This window comes from Sphingomonas carotinifaciens (assembly GCF_009789535.1).
Classification (GTDB): Bacteria; Pseudomonadota; Alphaproteobacteria; order Sphingomonadales; family Sphingomonadaceae; genus Sphingomonas; species Sphingomonas carotinifaciens.
Genome location: NZ_WSUT01000005.1, coordinates 2016494 through 2032215, shown reverse-complemented (window position 1 = coordinate 2032215; position 15722 = coordinate 2016494). Strand labels below are relative to the sequence as shown.

At 66.9% G+C, this 15722-nt stretch carries 16 protein-coding genes; 8 read left to right on the top strand and 8 right to left on the bottom strand.

What is annotated here, in order from left to right:
- Nucleotides 1–183: 183 nt before the first annotated feature.
- Nucleotides 184–1605 carry an adenosylhomocysteinase gene (ahcY, locus tag GQR91_RS11685; protein WP_149681630.1) on the bottom strand — a complete coding sequence of 474 codons (1422 nt, stop codon included), beginning with the start codon at nt 1603–1605 and terminating at the stop codon, nt 184–186.
- Between the two features lie 98 nt (nt 1606–1703).
- A complete protein-coding gene (locus GQR91_RS11680) occupies nt 1704–2276 on the bottom strand; it encodes a YqgE/AlgH family protein (RefSeq protein ID WP_112382438.1) in 573 nt (190 codons plus the stop codon).
- Between the two features lie 103 nt (nt 2277–2379).
- Here GQR91_RS11680 and GQR91_RS11675 point away from each other — a divergent pair, with 103 nt between their 5' ends.
- The 4 genes from GQR91_RS11675 to GQR91_RS11660 all read left to right on the top strand — a co-directional run bounded on the left by GQR91_RS11675 (nt 2380) and on the right by GQR91_RS11660 (nt 5258).
- Complete coding sequence (locus GQR91_RS11675) at nt 2380–2859, top strand: peroxiredoxin (protein WP_149681982.1); 480 nt, start codon at nt 2380–2382, stop codon at nt 2857–2859.
- Between the two features lie 99 nt (nt 2860–2958).
- On the top strand, nt 2959–3213 hold the full coding sequence (locus tag GQR91_RS11670; RefSeq protein ID WP_149681631.1) for a hypothetical protein: 255 nt from the start codon (nt 2959–2961) through the stop codon (nt 3211–3213).
- A 113-nt stretch (nt 3214–3326) separates the two neighbouring features.
- The gene (locus GQR91_RS11665) at nt 3327–4763 is read left to right on the top strand and encodes an AMP nucleosidase (protein ID WP_112382440.1); all 1437 of its coding nucleotides are present in this window, start codon (nt 3327–3329) and stop codon (nt 4761–4763) included.
- A 57-nt stretch (nt 4764–4820) separates the two neighbouring features.
- Nucleotides 4821–5258 (top strand): hypothetical protein, encoded by a 438-nt coding sequence (locus tag GQR91_RS11660; protein ID WP_112382441.1) that lies wholly within the window; start codon nt 4821–4823, stop codon nt 5256–5258.
- Between the two features lie 45 nt (nt 5259–5303).
- On the opposite strand, the gene GQR91_RS11655 is transcribed toward GQR91_RS11660, so the two are convergent.
- The 3 genes from GQR91_RS11655 to GQR91_RS11645 all read right to left on the bottom strand — a co-directional run bounded on the left by GQR91_RS11655 (nt 5304) and on the right by GQR91_RS11645 (nt 8421).
- Nucleotides 5304–7130, bottom strand: a complete 1827-nt coding sequence (locus tag GQR91_RS11655) for a M2 family metallopeptidase (RefSeq protein ID WP_149681632.1) — start codon at nt 7128–7130, stop codon at nt 5304–5306.
- Between the two features lie 105 nt (nt 7131–7235).
- Nucleotides 7236–7991, bottom strand: a complete 756-nt coding sequence (locus GQR91_RS11650) for an alpha/beta fold hydrolase (RefSeq protein WP_149681633.1) — start codon at nt 7989–7991, stop codon at nt 7236–7238.
- Nucleotides 7972–8421 carry a GFA family protein gene (locus GQR91_RS11645; protein WP_149681983.1) on the bottom strand — a complete coding sequence of 150 codons (450 nt, stop codon included), beginning with the start codon at nt 8419–8421 and terminating at the stop codon, nt 7972–7974. The genes GQR91_RS11650 and GQR91_RS11645 overlap by 20 nt, the downstream gene beginning before the upstream one ends.
- 135 nt (nt 8422–8556) lie before the next feature.
- Here GQR91_RS11645 and GQR91_RS11640 point away from each other — a divergent pair, with 135 nt between their 5' ends.
- Nucleotides 8557–9186: a YitT family protein gene (locus GQR91_RS11640; protein ID WP_149681634.1), complete on the top strand. Its 630-nt coding sequence runs from the start codon at nt 8557–8559 to the stop codon at nt 9184–9186.
- Between the two features lie 169 nt (nt 9187–9355).
- On the opposite strand, the gene GQR91_RS11635 is transcribed toward GQR91_RS11640, so the two are convergent.
- Nucleotides 9356–10384, bottom strand: a complete 1029-nt coding sequence (locus GQR91_RS11635; RefSeq protein ID WP_112382446.1) for an aspartate-semialdehyde dehydrogenase — start codon at nt 10382–10384, stop codon at nt 9356–9358.
- An 85-nt stretch (nt 10385–10469) separates the two neighbouring features.
- Entirely contained in the window at nt 10470–12680 is a 2211-nt protein-coding gene (locus tag GQR91_RS11630) for a S9 family peptidase (protein WP_375781568.1), read from the bottom strand.
- 262 nt (nt 12681–12942) lie between these two features.
- Here GQR91_RS11630 and GQR91_RS11625 point away from each other — a divergent pair, with 262 nt between their 5' ends.
- The 3 genes from GQR91_RS11625 (at nt 12943) to GQR91_RS11615 (ending at nt 14575) form a co-directional block, all read left to right on the top strand.
- Entirely contained in the window at nt 12943–13578 is a 636-nt protein-coding gene (locus GQR91_RS11625) for a DUF6975 family protein (RefSeq protein WP_149681636.1), read from the top strand.
- Nucleotides 13579–13674: 96 nt separating this feature from the next.
- Entirely contained in the window at nt 13675–14214 is a 540-nt protein-coding gene (locus GQR91_RS11620) for a CHAP domain-containing protein (RefSeq protein WP_112382449.1), read from the top strand.
- Nucleotides 14215–14419: 205 nt separating this feature from the next.
- Entirely contained in the window at nt 14420–14575 is a 156-nt protein-coding gene (locus tag GQR91_RS11615) for a hypothetical protein (RefSeq protein WP_164727750.1), read from the top strand.
- A 19-nt stretch (nt 14576–14594) separates the two neighbouring features.
- Here the strand turns inward: GQR91_RS11615 and GQR91_RS11610 are convergent, their stop codons facing one another.
- Nucleotides 14595–15686: an anhydro-N-acetylmuramic acid kinase gene (locus GQR91_RS11610; protein WP_149681637.1), complete on the bottom strand. Its 1092-nt coding sequence runs from the start codon at nt 15684–15686 to the stop codon at nt 14595–14597.
- Nucleotides 15687–15722 lie beyond the last annotated feature (36 nt).

Below are 15722 nucleotides of genomic sequence, written 5' to 3'. Positions count from 1 at the left end.
CAAAGGGCAATGATCCTGCACTAGTTGACTGTAAATTTCTCCAAGTGTTGCCTCGGTGCAACATCACACCGCAATTTTTGCAGCGCCGCGGTCGACGGGCCGGACATGATCATGCGTCGACACGAAAAAGCCGCGCCCGCCGATGTGGCGAGCGCGGCTTCCGTTCCGCCGAGGCGGAACCGATCAGTAGCGGTAATGGTCCGGCTTGAACGGGCCCTCGACCGGCACGCCGATATAGCTGGCCTGCTTCTCGGTCAGCTTGGACAGCTGCACGCCGAGCTTCTCCAGGTGCAGTGCCGCGACCTTTTCGTCGAGGTGCTTGGGCAGGACGTACACTTCGTTCTTGTAGTTCTCGGACTTGGTCCAGAGCTCGATTTGGGCGAGCGTCTGGTTGGTGAACGAGGCCGACATCACGAACGACGGATGGCCCGTCGCGCAGCCCAGGTTCACCAGGCGGCCCTTGGCCAGCACGATGATCTGCTTGCCATCCGAGAATTCGACCAGGTCGGTGCCCGGCTTCACCTCGGTCCACTTGTAGTTGGACAGGGCGGCGATCTGGATCTCCGAGTCAAAGTGGCCGATGTTGCAGACGATCGACATCGGCTTCATCGCCTTCATGTGATCGGCGGTGATCACGTCGGCATTGCCGGTCGCGGTCACGAAGATGTCGGCACGCTTCACCGCCTCGTCCATCGTGACGACCTCGAAGCCTTCCATCGCCGCCTGCAGGGCGCAGATCGGATCGATCTCGGTAACGAGCACGCGCGCGCCGCCGTTGCGGAGCGACTGGGCCGAGCCCTTGCCCACGTCACCGAAGCCGGCGACCGCGGCGACCTTGCCGGCCAACATCACGTCGGTGGCGCGGCGGATCGCGTCGACCAGCGATTCCTTGCAACCGTACAGATTGTCGAACTTCGACTTGGTCACCGAGTCATTGACGTTGATCGCCGGGAAGGGCAGCTCGCCCTTCTTGGCGATCTCGTACAGGCGGTGGACGCCCGTGGTCGTCTCTTCCGACACGCCCTTCAGGTTCTTCACCGTCTCGGTCAGATAGCCCGGATATTTGGCGATGAACGCCTTGACCGAACGCTGGAACTCGACTTCCTCTTCATTCTCCGGCTCGCCGAAGGTCGCACCGGCCTCCAGCTTGGCGCCCCACAGCGCGAACATGGTCGCGTCGCCGCCATCGTCCAGGATGATGTTGGCGGTGGTGCCGTCGGTACCGGCGCCCCAGTTGAAGATGTCGCCGACATAGTCCCAATATTCGGCCAGCGTTTCGCCCTTCACGGCGAACACGGGGATGCCGGCGGCCGCGATGGCGGCGGCGGCATGGTCCTGCGTCGAATAGATGTTGCAGGTCGCCCAGCGCACGTCCGCGCCCAGCGCCACCAGCGTTTCGATCAGCACCGCGGTCTGGATCGTCATGTGCAGCGACCCGGTGATGCGCGCGCCCTTCAGCGGCTGCGACGCACCGAACTCGTCGCGCAGCGCCATCAGGCCGGGCATTTCGGTTTCAGCGATCTTGATCTCGGCGCGGCCGAAATCGGCAAGGCCGATATCCTTGATGACGTAATCGGTGGTCTCGGCAGCGAGCGCAGTGGCCACGAGCAAATCTCCTGGGTGTGTGAATGCCCCCGCCTCTACGCGCTATGCCCCCATCGATCAAACATAAAGATATCTTTATATGTCGATCCGCACTTCCGTCAGGCGGTCCCGCCGCCGATCACCAGCAGGCGCGGATCGACGCCGGCAGCGGCAAAGGCGTGCGTCCACCGCTCCTCGGCCGGGGTATCGAACAACAGCGTGGTGTCGCCCGCGACGTTGAACCAGCCCGGCCGGGCCAGCTCGCCATCCAGTTGCCCGCCCTCCCAGCCGGCATAGCCCAGCGCCACCACCCAGCGTTCCGGCCCCGTGCCTTCCGCGATCGCCCGCAGCACGTCGACGGTGCCCGACAGCGCCCAGCGATCGGCCACGTTGATCGTGTCCTGGCCGCGCCATTCCAGCGAATGGACGACAAAGCCGCGGCGCGGCTCCACCGGCCCTCCGAAATGGACGGGAGCATCGGGTGCGGCGCCATGCGCGATCTGGAACTGATCAAGCAGGTCGTGGAGGGTCAGCCCCTCGATCGTCGCGCCCAGGCCGATGCCCAGCGCACCATGTTCGTCATGGCCGCACATCGCGATCACCGCGCGCTCGAACCGGGGGTCGCCCATGCCGGGCATGGCCAGAAGGAACTGGCCGGACAGAAAGGTCGCATCGTTCACGACGGCCAACATAGGCAGCCTGTCGCGCGCTCGCCACGCTTGAAATCAAGGTCGGATCGAACGCATGACCGCGCAAGGGCCGCACGCACCTCCGCGTCGCGGCCGGGAGACCATGATGACGATCACCATCGGCGAACGCCTGCCCTCCGCCACGCTCGTCAAGGTGACGAGCGACGGGCCCGACCAGGTGGATGCCGCCAGCTATTTCGCCGGCCGCCGCGTGGCGCTGTTCGCGGTGCCGGGTGCATTTACCCCCACCTGTTCGGCGCAGCATCTGCCCGGCTTCGTCGCGCAAGCAGAGGCGCTGAAGGCGCGCGGCGTGGACGAGGTCGCCTGCACCGCGGTGAACGACGCCTTCGTGCTGCGCGCCTGGAGCAAGGCGAGCGGCGCGGACGGGGTGACGATGCTGGCCGACGGCAATGGCGATTTCGCCCGCGCGATCGGCCTGACGATGGATGGATCGAAGTTCGGCATGGGCACGCGCAGCCGGCGCTACACCATGCTGGTGAACGACGGCGTGGTCGAGCATCTGTTCGTCGAGCAGCCCGGCGAGTTCAAGGTGAGCTCGGCCGAGCATCTGCTGTCGGTCCTCTGATCCATACGGCACCCTGGGCGAGCGGGTCGGACCGCACGCGGAACGGTCTGCCCCGCCGGAGCGTTTTCGTTGCCGGACCGTATCGAGGGAGTCAGAACCATGACCACCAGGACTGAGACCGACGCCGAGCAGAAGAAGTCGCTGACCGAAAAGGCGCAGGACGCCGCCAAGACGGCCGGTGAGAAGGTATCCTCGGCATCCAGCGCCACCGTGCAGGCGGCCAAGGACCACCCCTATGCCGCGGCCGGGATCGCCGCGGGTGTCGCCGCCGCCGTGGCGGGTGCCGCGATCGGCGCGACCAAGCTGCGCGAAGGCGACAGCGAGGACGAGAAGACGTACAAGTCCGCCCAGTAAGGCGCTGATACCGTACCGATCCGGGGAGGGCCTGCTGTGCCCTCCCCTTCTCATCCGGGCGTTCGGCCCGCCCCGCCTTGCCTCGTGGCCGCATTGGTCCTAGCTCGTCGGGCATGACCCAAGCTGAAACCGTTGTCGCCGAACTGGACCGCCTCTACACCGCCTCCGTCGACCGGCTGAAGGCGGCGTTGACCGCCTATCTGGACGGCGGCACGGTTCCCGACGCCGCAGCCCGCGCCGAGGGCTGCTTCGCCTATCCGGAAATCCGCCTGTCGTTTCGCGGCGACGATGTCCGCCCGACGCCGATGCGCTCGTTCGGCCGCCTTGTCTCGCCGGGCGACTACCGGATCAGCGTCACCAAGCCCGGCCTGTTCGCCGATTACCTTGTTGAACAACTGACGCTGCTGATCGAGGATTATGACGTAACGGTGGAGGCGGTGCCGGGCCGGCAGGAAATTCCCTTCCCTTACGTCCTCGACCCCGGCCACGCGCTCAGCCTCGACCAGGTATCCGCGGCCGAGCTTGCCCGTTATTTCCCGGCCACCGAACTGGCCTTTATCGGCGACGAGATCGCCGACGGTTTGTGGCTGAGCATCGACGGCACCCGCCCGCTCGCGCTGTTCGACGCGCTGCGCACCGATTTCAGCCTCGCGCGGTTGCGGCACTATATGGGCACGCCGGCCGAGCACACGCAGCGCTTCGTGCTGTTCACCAACTATCACCGCTATGTCGATGAGTTCGTCCGCTGGGGCGCATCGCAACTCGGCGAGGGCAGCCGCTTCACCGCGCTGTCGGGCGCGGGCGGCATCGTCATCGAGAGCCCGGAGGATGTTGACAAGCTGGTGACCGACAGCGCGTGGCGCCGTCACCAGATGCCCGCCTATCACCTGATGGCAGAGGACGGCACCGGTATCACCCTGGTCAATATCGGCGTAGGGCCGTCGAACGCCAAGACGATCTGCGACCATTTGGCGGTGATGCGGCCCGAGGCGTGGCTGATGATCGGCCACTGCGGCGGACTGCGCCCCAGCCAGCGCATCGGCGACTATGTCCTTGCCCACGCCTATCTGCGCGACGATCACGTTCTCGACGACGTCCTCCCCCCGGAAATCCCCGTGCCGGCGATCGCGGAGGTGCAGGTGGCGATGGCGAAGGCGGCGGAGATTGTGTCGGGGCAGTCGGGGGACGAGTTGAAGCGGCGGCTGAGGACCGGGACGATCGTCACCACCGACGACCGCAACTGGGAACTGCGTTACTCCAAGTCGGCGCTGCGTTTCTCGCTGTCGCGCGCGGTCGGCATCGACATGGAGTCGGCGACGATCGCGGCGCAAGGCTATCGCTTCCGCGTTCCCTACGGCACGCTGCTGTGCGTCTCCGACAAGCCGCTGCACGGCGAGTTGAAGCTGCCCGGCCAGGCCAACCGCTTCTACGAGCGCGCGATCAACGAGCATATGCGCATCGGCATCGAGGCGTGCGAGCAGTTGCGGCTGGAGGGGGCCAAGCTGCACAGCCGCAAGCTGCGCGCGTTCAACGAGCCGCCCTTCCGCTAAGCAACCGGCGGGGGCGTCGGGCGTTACGGCACCGAATCAAATCGTTCGGAGCTTGCCATGGCCGACACCCCCGATACGCCGAAACCCCCGGCACCCAAATCGCCGCCGCGTCGCCGCTCGCCCTCCAAGTCGAGCGCGACCGCGCCCAAGCGTTCGCGCACCGCCAAGGCGGACAAGCTCGACAAGCCGGACAAGGCGGAGAAAAAGACCAAGGTCCCGCCCAAGCCGCGCTCGTCCAAGCGCAGCACGCCGCGCCCCGCGGCCGCGCCGGCCAAGAAGCCTGCCCAGACCAAGCGCACCGGCATCGACAAGGTCGGCGGGAAATGGGGGATCGCCACCATCGTCGGCGGGATCGCGACGGCCGGTGCCGCCGCGGCGGCGCTGCTGTCGCTGCGCGGCAGCACCCCGGCGAAGCACGCGCATCAGGCGGACGGCACCGACTCGTCGGACTCGTTCGAAGCCGGCATCGCCGACGAGGGCACCATCCCCGAATAAGCGGGCAGCGCCCCCTCCCGCCGCGCGGCGGGAGGGGGCAGCGTCTTACCAGCCCTGCGGCTTGCCCTTGTTCTGCTTGTCCAGCCACGCCTTGAGCGGCGCGAAATACTGGACCAGCGCCTTGCCCGACATCTGCCGGCTGCCGGTGAACACCTCCAGCGCGTCGGGCCACGGTTTGGACTGGCCCATCGCCAGCATCGCGTTCAGCTTCTCGCCCACCGCCTTGTTGCCGTAGAAGGAGCAGCGGTGCAGCGGCCCCTTCCAGCCCGACTGCTTGCACGCCGCCTCGTAGAACTGGAATTGCAGCACACGCGCCAGGAAGTAGCGGGTATAGGGCACCGCCGCCGGGATGTGGTATTTGGCGCCCGGATCGAACTTGGTCTCGTCACGCGCGACGGGTGGCTTCACGCCCTGATATTGCAGGCGCAGCGCATCCCACCCCGCTTGATACTGGTCCGGCTTGATCGCGCCCGAAAACACGCCCCAGCGCCATTTGTCGATCAGCAGGCCGAAGGGCAGGAACGCGACCTTGTCCATCGCCTGACGCAGGAGCAGGCCGATATCCTTGTCCGCGCTCGGCACCCGGGCGGCATCCAGCAGGCCGATCTTCACCAGATAATCCGGCGTGATCGACAGCGCGACGGTATCGCCGATCGCCTCGTGAAAGCCGTCATTGGCGCCGTTCTTGTAGAAGAAGGGCTGCTGGTTATAGGCGCGCTGGTAGTAGTTGTGGCCCAGTTCGTGGTGGATGGTGATGAAGTCATCCGCATTCACCTTGGTGCACATCTTGATGCGGATATCGTCTACATTGTCGACGTCCCAAGCCGAGGCGTGACAGATCACCTCGCGGTCCGCCGGCTTCACGATCTGCGAACGCTGCCAGAAGGTCTCGGGCAGCGGCTTGAAGCCGAGCGAGGAATAGAATGCCTCGCCCTGCTTCACCATGCGCGTGGGATCGTAATTCTTCGCCTTCAGCAGGTCGCCGATGTCGTAGCCGACATCGCCCGCGCCGGCGGGCGCGACGATGTCATAGATGTTGCCCCATTCCTGCGCCCACATGTTGCCAAGCAGGTCGGCACGGATCGCGCCGGTTTTGGGCTGGACCGCATTGCCATATTTCTCGTTCAGCTTCCAGCGGACATAGGTGTGCAGCGCCTTGTACAGCGGCTCCACCTCGGCCCAGATCTGGTCGGTCAGCCTGGCGAACTGTTCGGGCGGCATGTCGTAGCCGGAGCGCCACAGCGCGCCGACATCGGCATAGCCCAGTTCCTTGGCGCCCTCGTTCGAGATCGCGCTCATCCTGGCATAGTCGGCCCGCATCGGCGCGCCGACATTGTCGTGCCAGCTGACCCACATTTCCTGCAACTTGGCGGGATCGCGCGACGTGCCCATCGCTTCCTCGATATCCGAGCCGTTGATCGGCTTGCCGTCGAGCAGCCCCTTGCCCTTGCCGTAGGAGGACGACATCCGCGTGGTCAGCGTCGCCAGTTCGGCGGATTGCCCGGCCGTGGTCGGCGCCGGCAGCGTAATGCCGCCGCGCATCAGGTCCAGCTTGCGCTTGGTGTCGTAGGACAGGCCGGGCAGCGCCTGGTAGCGCGCCGCGCCCAAGCCGTACTGGACCGCCAGGTCGGTCATCTCCGCACCCGACTTGGCAGCCAGCGCATCGGTATCGTCGGTGATGTAGGTGGCGTTCACCCAGGCGACGCGCTGCGCATCGACCGATCGGTCGGCGCTGGTCTTCTCCGCCTCGGCGACGAAGGCGTCGGCGGTAGCAGGCGTGGCGGGGGCAGGCGCGGCGGGGGCGTTCTGGGCAACGGCAGGAGACGCAAGCGCGCAGGCAAGCGCGGCCGTCGAGATTACGGTGCGGATCATCGGGGTTCCCATTGGTATTTTCTGTAACGATCGTGGCGCGGCGGGCGGGGCGGCGTCAAGTGTATCGTCTTCATACCCTCTTCCCGGAGGGGAGAGGGTATGAAGTTACAGAAACGCTGCGATTGCCTGCCCCAGTTCCGGCTTGGCGACGCAGCTCATGTGGCCGCCGGGTATCTCCGTGTACGTCGCGTTGGGCAGCGTGTCCGCGAGGTCCTTCGCCGAGCCATTGTCGAAATCATCGACGCCCGCCACCACCAGCGTCGGCTGCGCGAACCCGCGGATCGTCTCCAGCGGGGTATCGGCAAAGGTCCTGAGGATGCCGAGCAGCGCCACCGGATCGCCGCCGGTGGTCTTCAGGAAAGCCTCGGCCAGCCATTCGGGGCTGCCGCGCTTGTGCTGGCCCAGATTGGTCAGGATGTGGGTGAAATGATCCACCCGGCGGTTGGTGTCGGTCAGGCCGTCGAGCCCCATGCCCGCGAAGATGATCCGCCCCGGCTCCGCACCGGTCGCCACCATGCGCGAGGTCGTTCGCGCGCCCAGCGAATAGCCGCCCAGGTCATAGTCGCCGAGGTCGAGATGCTCGATCAGTGCATGGCCGTCGCGGGTCAGCACGTCGGGGAAATAGGCGGCATCGTCATGCGGCCGAGCGCTTTGCCCGTGCGCGCGCAGATCCGGCATGATGACGCGGTAGCCCTTGGCCGCGATCGCCGCGGCATGGCCGTAGCGGATCCAGTTGGTGTTGGCGTCGGAGAAATATCCGTGGATCAGGACGATCGGACGCCCCGCCCCCATTTCATGCCACGCCAGGCGCGTGCCGTCGAAGCTGTCGAAATAGTGCGTTTCAATCGGGAAGTCGGCCAAGGCTATCCATCCATCGCTGGGTCACGCCCGCATTCTCGTCGGAGCGCATGCCCGGCAGGTGAGAGGTGTCCTGCCAGGCGGGGAGGATGCTTTCGCTAGCATAGTTGCGCACCGGCTTGAACCGGGTCGGATCGTCGAAGGACCCCAGGGTCAGGTCGATATTCCCCTCCCCATCGGCAAAGGCGAAGCCGAGCGGCGTCCCGCACGTCGCGCAAAAGGGGCGCAGCGCGATCGGCGAGGATCGATACCAGTCGGGCTCGACCAGCCAGTGCAGCCGGTCGCGCGCGAGATTGACGAAGGCGGTGGCGGCAGCGCCCGTCGCCCGCCTGCACATCTTGCAATGGCACAGATAGGCCTCGTCGCCATCCTCGATCGTCGCTGCGTAGCGGATGCGCCCGCACTGGCAGCCACCGGTCATCGCCTCGCGCATGCGCGCCTGTCTCCTGCCGGGGGCGCAGCCATCGACGGAGGCGCCCGCATCGGTTAGCATGCCCGATCCGCCAGCGGCCGCAAAGAGCCCGCAGCACCATGGAGAGGGTCCCTCCACCACAAAGCCGGACCCTTGATGCAAGCCGATACCGACCTTCCCCCCAGCCCGATCGGCCGCCCCCACAGCCTGCTCGAAGACGCCTATGCCCTTGCGATCGGGTGCATCCTCATCATCGTCGGCCTGTTGTTCCTGCATGCCGCCGGTCTGGTGACGGGCGGCATCGCCGGCGTCGCGCTGCTGCTGTCCTATCTGTTGCCGCTGCCGGCCGGCGTGCTGTTCACGCTCATCAACATCCCGTTCTTCATCTTCGCGCACAAGGTGATGGGCGCGCGCTTTGCGGTGAAGACGGTGCTGGTCAATGTCGGCATCGCCGCCTTTTCCGCGGCGACGCGCGTCTCGGTGCACGTCATCGACGTCCACCCCGCCTTTGCCAGCGTGGTCGGCGGCACGGTGATCGGCATGGGCATCCTGGCGCTCGCCCGGCACCAGGCCGGCGTCGGGGGCACCGGCGTCGTCACCCTATGGCTGCAACGCCGCCGCGGCTGGAACGCCGGTCACACCCAGATCGCGCTCGACGTGCTGATCCTGGGGCTCGCGGTGCCGGTGGTGACGGGCCCGCAACTCGCCTGGTCCGCGCTCAGTGCCGCCTCGATCAGCCTGATCCTGATCGCCTGGCACCGGCCGGGGCGGTATATCGGGCATTAGTTGCGTAGCCCTCTCCCCTCCGGGGAGAGGGAGGGGCCCGCCGCGTCAGCGGTGGGAGGGTGAGGGGTTGCCAAGCAGTGCTGCGCCCGTGGCAGCCCCTCACCCTTCCCACTGCCTCGCGGCAGCGGGCCCCTTCCCTCTCCCCATAGGGGAGAGGGAAACCTCAAGATCAATCCGCCTTCTTCAGATGCCGCCGGCCGAGCAGTTCGGCGATCTGCACCGCGTTGAGCGCCGCGCCTTTGCGCAGATTGTCCGACACGCACCACAGCGACAGTCCGTTGTCGACGGTCGAATCCTCGCGCACGCGGCTGATGAAGGTCGCATAATCGCCGACGCATTCCACCGGCGTGACGTAGCCGCCATCCTCGCGCTTATCGACCAGCATCACGCCGGGCGCCTCGCGCAGGATGCTCTGTGCCTCCTCGGCCGAAATCTCGTTCTCGAACTCGATGTTCAGCGCCTCGGAATGGCCGACGAACACGGGCACGCGCACGCAGGTCGCGGTCACCTTCACCTTGGGGTCGAGGATCTTCTTGGTCTCGGCCACCATCTTCCACTCTTCCTTGGTGGTGCCGTCCTCCAGGAAGCTGTCGATGTGCGGGATCACGTTGAACGCGATCTGCTTGGTGAACTTCACCGGGGTGGCGGGGTCGCCGACGAAGATGTTGCGGCTCTGCTCGAACAGCTCGTCCATGCCCTGCTTGCCCGCGCCCGACACCGACTGGTAGGTCGCGACGACGACGCGCTTGACCGTCGCCTTGTCGTGCAGCGGCTTCAGCGCGACCACCATCTGCGCGGTCGAGCAATTGGGGTTGGCGATGATGTTGCGTGCCTTGTACCCGTCGATCGCATCCGGGTTCACCTCGGGCACGATCAGCGGCACGTCCGGGTCCATGCGGTAGAGCGACGAATTGTCGATCACCACGCAGCCCGCCGCCGCGAACTTGGGCGCATAGACCTTGGTCGCCTCCGACCCGATCGCGAACAGCGCGATGTCCCAGCCGGCCGGATCGAAATGCTCGATATTCTTGACGGTCAGCTGCTTGCCCGTCTCGCCATATTCGATCTGATCGCCCTGACTGCGCGACGAGGCGAGCACCGCGATCTCGTCGATCGGAAACTCGCGCTCGGCGAGGATGTTGATCATCTCGCGCCCGACATTGCCCGTGGCCCCTGCAACCACCACCCGGTAACCCATCACATACTCCTAGACCAATGTCGCAAGCCGGTAGCCTTTACGCCCGCGACACGAAACCCCAAACATCCTTGTCCTACCCGCAATTTTATTTCGCCGGTTTCTGTTTGACCTCGCGGTCGAGGAAATTCAGGATCGTGGTCCACAGATGCTCCGACACGCCCGGCCCGCCGACGCGGTGCGTCTGGCCGGGGTAGAACATCATCTCGAACGGCGTGTCCGTCTTCTGCATCTCGGTGGCGAACACCGTGGCATTGTCGAGAAAGACATTGTCGTCGGCCATGCCGTGGATCAGCAGCAGCGGGTCCTTGATCTTCGCCGCCTCGCTCACCGCCTGCGAGACCGCATAGCTTTGCGGATCGGTGCGCGGATCGCCCAGATAGCGCTCGGTATAATGGGTGTCGTAGAGTTGCCAGTCGGTCACCGGCGCGCCCGACACCGCCGCGGCATAGACGCCCGGCGTCTTTTCCAGCATCTTGATCGACATATAGCCGCCATAGGACCAGCCATAGGTGGCGATCTTGTTCGCATCGACGAAGGGCAGCGTCTTCAGATACTCGGCCCCGGTCAACTGGTCCTCGACCTCCACCGTGCCCATGGCGTGGTAGATCTGGTCCTCGAACGCCTTGCCGCGATTGTACGAGCCGCGATTGTCGATCTGGAAGAAGATATAGCCCTGGTCGACCAGGAACTGCGGCAGCGCCCCTTGCCATCCGCGCGTCACCTGCTGGCCGGTGCCGGGGCCGCCATAATGCTGGAAGAAGACCGGGTATTTCTTCCCCGGCTCCAGCGGCGGCGTGATCATCTCCCAATGGAGCACCGACCCGTCCTTCGCCTTCAGCGTGCCGAACGTCGTGTCCTGATGGCTTGCCAGATAGGGCGCATAGGGGTGCGCGCCCGCTACCGCATTCTCGTTGATCCATTCCAGCCGCTTGCCGGTCGTATCCGCCAGATAGACCTGGGTCGGCTGGCGGGGCCCTGAGCGCGAGATGATGAAGCGGCTGGCGCCGTCGTCCATCGACGCCGCATTGGTATAGCCGCGCTCGGTCAGCCGGGTGGCGCTGCCCGGCTTGTTCAGGTCGAGCGCGTAGAGATGCTGTTCCAGCACATCGTCCTTCGTGCCGGTGAAGTAGAGCCGCCCCCGGCCCTCATCGACGCCGACCAGGTTCGTGACCACCCAGTCGCCCTTGGTGAGCGCGGTCCACTTGCCCCCCTTGTAGCGATACAGATGCCCGAACCCGCTGCGTTCCGACCGCCAGACCAGGCTGCCGTCCTTCATCACGTGATAGGCGTCGGACAGGTTCAGCCAGCTCCGCTCCCCCGATTTCTCGGTGAACAGCACGGTGGATTTGCCGGTGGCGGGATCGACGCGCAGCATGTCGAGCGTCTTCTGGTCGCGGCTCTGGCGCTGGACCAGGAGCGCCGAGCCATCGGGCAGCCAGTCGACGCGCGCCAGATAGATGTCCGGGTCGCTGCCCAGGTCGACCTTCACCTTGCCCGACCCGTCGGGGCGCATCACGTAGAGGTCGACCAGCGCGTTGGGCGTGCCGGCACCGGGATAGCGCTGCTCGTACACCTTGGTCCCCGTTGCGCCGATCGCCGCCCGCACCGCCACCTGTACCGGCGCCTCGTCAAACCGCTCGACCGCCACGAACCGCTCGTCCGGGCTCCACCAATAGCCGGTAAAGCGGTGCATTTCCTCTTGCGCGACGAATTCCGCCTCGCCGAAATGCACCGTGCCCCGGCCTTCGGTGGTCAGCGGACGCGCCTCGCCGCCGCCCAGCGGCACCGCCCATAAATTCTGGTCGCGCACGAAGCTGACGAAGCCGCCCCTGGGGCTGACCACCGGGTTCAGCTCGCCGCCGGCCGTGTTGGTCAGCCGGCGGACCTGCCCGTCCAGCGTGGCGAGGTACAGGTCGCCGTCCAGCGGCACCAGGATGGTCTTGCCGTCGGGGGCCCAGTCATAGGTGACGATGCCCTTCGACCCGCCGATGCGGGCCCGCTCGCGCTGCATCTTTTCCGCCTCGGACAGTTCGGCACCGGTGCCGACCGCCTTGGAATCGACCAGCATCCGCTCCGCGCCGGTGCGCGTGTCGCGCGCCCACAGGTCCAGCCGCTCGCGCTCGTCGGCGCGCGCGCGCAGAAAGGTCAGCAGCGTGCCGTCGGGCGACAGGCGCAGGCCCCTTGGCTGCGATCCGGACAGGTCCGGGTTGCCGAACACGCGGCCCAGCGTCAGTTCGCCCTGCTTGGCCGGCACGATCGCGCTGCGATCCGCGGCCTGGACCTGCTCACTCATCATCGCCGCCGTTCCCACCGAAGCCAAAGCCAGTCCCAGCACCCATGCGCGCATCCCGTGATCTCTCCGAACGGATCGTAGCTGCCGACACCCGTCGGCCAATGGGGGCGGGTTATCGCGGGCGTCGCCGTCTGCGTAAAGCCGTAACATCCGCCACCACTGGGCCGGCCCGCAAAACCATATCGCTAACAGTCTGTTAACGTTCCTGATCTACGGGTCTTGCTTTGCACCCCGGCGCTGCGCCGGCTTCCTGAAGGGCCGCGGCATGGCACTTTCCTCGGCACCGGGGCACGGCAACCCCGGCGATTTCGACGCGATGGCGGCCGTCGACGGCATCGCCGCGCATGCGCACTGGCACCGGCTGCTCGCCCCGCATACGCCGCTGCGCGACCTGGCCGATGCGATACACGCCGTCACCGCCATCCATGGCAATCATCCGGGCATGATCGAATGCGCGCTCGCCCGCGCGGCGGAGGTTGATACCCTGCCCTGGCTGGTCGATGCCGCCGCCGGCTTCGCGGTGGAGCGCGCCTATCTGGCGCAGCTCGCCGCCGCGGCCGGTCCGCTTCCCTCCACCCCCGGCCAGGCGGAAACCGCCGCCGCACTGGCGCAACAGCGCCACACGCTGGAGGCGCTGGCCAATTCCGACCGGATCGGCTCCGCCACCGGCGCGGTCGCCGCCCTGCTTGCCGACTGGCGGGCGCTGCGCCACGTTCTCGATGCCGCCGCCGCCCGTTTCGGGGTCGAGGTGGTAGTGCCGATCCTGCCTCCCGCCAACCCGCCCGTTCCGGCAGCGGCGCTTGCCCTGCGCGCGCGCAGCTTCGGCGCCAGCCAGTTGTTCGCGCAGCATCGCGGCCTGTGGGGCATGCTGGAGGCACGCGCCAGCGCCCGGCGCGGCTGATCCATAGGCCGGATCGCGCCGGGACGTTCTGGTAACCGGACCGGTAACCAGAATGGGCAACATCCGGTTGATGGGGATGGCGCTATCGTGCTGCCTATGAAGGGACTTCCCGGATTCGGCCTGATCGTATCGATCCTGTTCGCGGCACCTGCGGCAGGGCGGTCGCTGCTCGACTATGTCGGGCAATGCGTTCCCTTTGCGCGCGAAGCCTCCGGCATCCGCATCTATGGCGACGCCTGGACCTGGTGGAAGCAGGCGGACGGCGTCTACAAGCGCGGCCATGCGCCCAAGGTCGGCGCGGTCATCGTTTTCGAAAAGACATCGCGCCTGCCGCTGGGCCATGTCGCGGTGGTCAGCCGCATCGTCGAGGACCGGGTGGTGATGCTGACCCACGCCAACTGGTCCCGCCAGAATGGCGAGCGTGGCCATGCCGAACAGGATGTCACCCTGTTCGACGTATCGCGCGGCAACGACTGGTCGGACGTAAAGGTCTGGTATCGCGATTCCGAAGGGCTGGGCGGCACCACCTATCCGGTCTACGGCTTCATCTACGGCAAGGGCGAGACCGCGTCCGAACTCACCGGCAAGCACCCCGATGACGTCGGCGCACTGATCGACGCCTACGTGGCGCGCTGACCCCGGCTTCCGCGTCGATCACCGCCATGATAGGCTCCCGTCGTCGTCATCATGGGAGAGTTGATCGATGCGTGCTTCCGCCTTGCTCGCCTTCATGCTTGTCGCACCTGCCGCATTTGCGCAGGAACCGCCCGCTTCGCCCCCGAAAGGGTGCACCCCGCACGCCGAAAAGACCGCCGGTGCAGTTACGCCGCGGCAGAGCAACTTGAGCGAGTTGCCCGATGCGGTGGAGATCCGCACCGTATGGCGCATGGTGGACGGCTGCCCCAAGCCGGTCGTGCTGCGCGACGGCGTTGGCAACAACCCCGATGCGCCGCGTCCTCCGGTCGATGGCGAGGTTGCCCCCCACCCCAGCCAATGACACCGGCCGCGCCGACGGTTTACCGCTCCGGCTCGCTCACCACCCCGCCGGGCATCGGCAGCGCTGCGCCGGTCGTGCCCGGAAAGCTGATCGGCAGGCCCTTGAGCGTGCGCACCGCCATATAGGCAAAGCCCTCCGCCTCCATCGCGTCGCCGTTCCAGCCCAGCGCATCGCTCGGTTCGGGCACGGTCCCCGTCGCCTCGGCGATCATCCGCAGCATCGTCGGATTGTGCCGCCCGCCGCCCGCCACCAGCAGCCGCGTCGGCCGGCTGGGCAGATGTTCCAGCGCCCGCGCCACCGTCGCCGCGGTAAAGGCGGTCAGCGTCGCGGCCCCGTCCGCCGCCGACAGCCCGCGGACCGCCTGAATAGTGAAGTCGTTCCGATCCAGCGACTTTGGCGGCGCTGCATCGAACCATGGATTGTCGAGCAGGGTGTCCAGCACGGTCGCCTCCACCCGCCCGCTCGCCGCCAGCGCGCCGTCCGCGTCGAAGCGGGCGCCGGTTTCCGCCTCCATCCAGCTATCGATCAGGCCGTTGGCGGGGCCGGTGTCGAACGCGACCAGCCCGCCGTCCGGTCCCACCCAGGTGATGTTCGCCACCCCGCCCAGGTTCAGCACCGCCACCGGCAGGGTCAGCCCGGCGGTGAGTGCCGCGTGATAGACGGGCAGCAGCGGCGCGCCCTGCCCGCCCGCCGCGACATCGGCCGAACGAAAGTCCCAAACCGTGGTGATGCCCGTCGCATTCGCCAGCGCGGCGCCGTCGCCGATCTGCCATGTCCAGCCGCGATCCGGCCGGTGGGCCACTGTCTGCCCGTGAAAGCCGATCACGCCCACGTCGTCGGCCGCCACCCCGGCATCGCGCAGCAGCTTCTGCACCGCCAGCACATGGGTGCGCACGATCAGGTCGCCGGCCGCCACCACCGGCGGGCTGGGCCGCGGCTTGTCGAAGGACAGCGCCAGCACCGTCGCCTCGGCCAGTTGCGCGCGCGCCGCGTCGGAATAGGGCTCGCCCCGAAATGCGACCGGCCGCACCTGCCCTTCGCCATCGGTTTCGATCAGCGCGGCATCGACCCCGTCGAGCGAGGTCCCGGACATCAAACCGATCGCGAGCATGGTCAGGCATTCCCTTTCCCGCCCGTCATGACCGGG

What these genes read in the sequence shown, in the direction of transcription:
- GQR91_RS11675 (WP_149681982.1), top strand. Translation starts at nt 2,380, where the DNA reads ATGACGATCACCATCGGCGAACGCCTGCCCTCCGCCACGCTCGTCAAG.
- GQR91_RS11625 (WP_149681636.1), top strand. Translation starts at nt 12,943, where the DNA reads ATGGCACTTTCCTCGGCACCGGGGCACGGCAACCCCGGCGATTTCGAC.
- GQR91_RS11665 (WP_112382440.1), top strand. Translation starts at nt 3,327, where the DNA reads ATGACCCAAGCTGAAACCGTTGTCGCCGAACTGGACCGCCTCTACACC.
- GQR91_RS11670 (WP_149681631.1), top strand. Translation starts at nt 2,959, where the DNA reads ATGACCACCAGGACTGAGACCGACGCCGAGCAGAAGAAGTCGCTGACC.
- GQR91_RS11620 (WP_112382449.1), top strand. Translation starts at nt 13,675, where the DNA reads ATGAAGGGACTTCCCGGATTCGGCCTGATCGTATCGATCCTGTTCGCG.
- GQR91_RS11680 (WP_112382438.1), bottom strand. Translation starts at nt 2,276, where the DNA reads ATGTTGGCCGTCGTGAACGATGCGACCTTTCTGTCCGGCCAGTTCCTT.
- GQR91_RS11635 (WP_112382446.1), bottom strand. Translation starts at nt 10,384, where the DNA reads ATGGGTTACCGGGTGGTGGTTGCAGGGGCCACGGGCAATGTCGGGCGC.
- GQR91_RS11655 (WP_149681632.1), bottom strand. Translation starts at nt 7,130, where the DNA reads ATGATCCGCACCGTAATCTCGACGGCCGCGCTTGCCTGCGCGCTTGCG.
- GQR91_RS11610 (WP_149681637.1), bottom strand. Translation starts at nt 15,686, where the DNA reads ATGCTCGCGATCGGTTTGATGTCCGGGACCTCGCTCGACGGGGTCGAT.
- GQR91_RS11645 (WP_149681983.1), bottom strand. Translation starts at nt 8,421, where the DNA reads ATGCGCGAGGCGATGACCGGTGGCTGCCAGTGCGGGCGCATCCGCTAC.
- GQR91_RS11640 (WP_149681634.1), top strand. Translation starts at nt 8,557, where the DNA reads ATGCAAGCCGATACCGACCTTCCCCCCAGCCCGATCGGCCGCCCCCAC.
- GQR91_RS11660 (WP_112382441.1), top strand. Translation starts at nt 4,821, where the DNA reads ATGGCCGACACCCCCGATACGCCGAAACCCCCGGCACCCAAATCGCCG.
- GQR91_RS11630 (WP_375781568.1), bottom strand. Translation starts at nt 12,680, where the DNA reads ATGATGAGTGAGCAGGTCCAGGCCGCGGATCGCAGCGCGATCGTGCCG.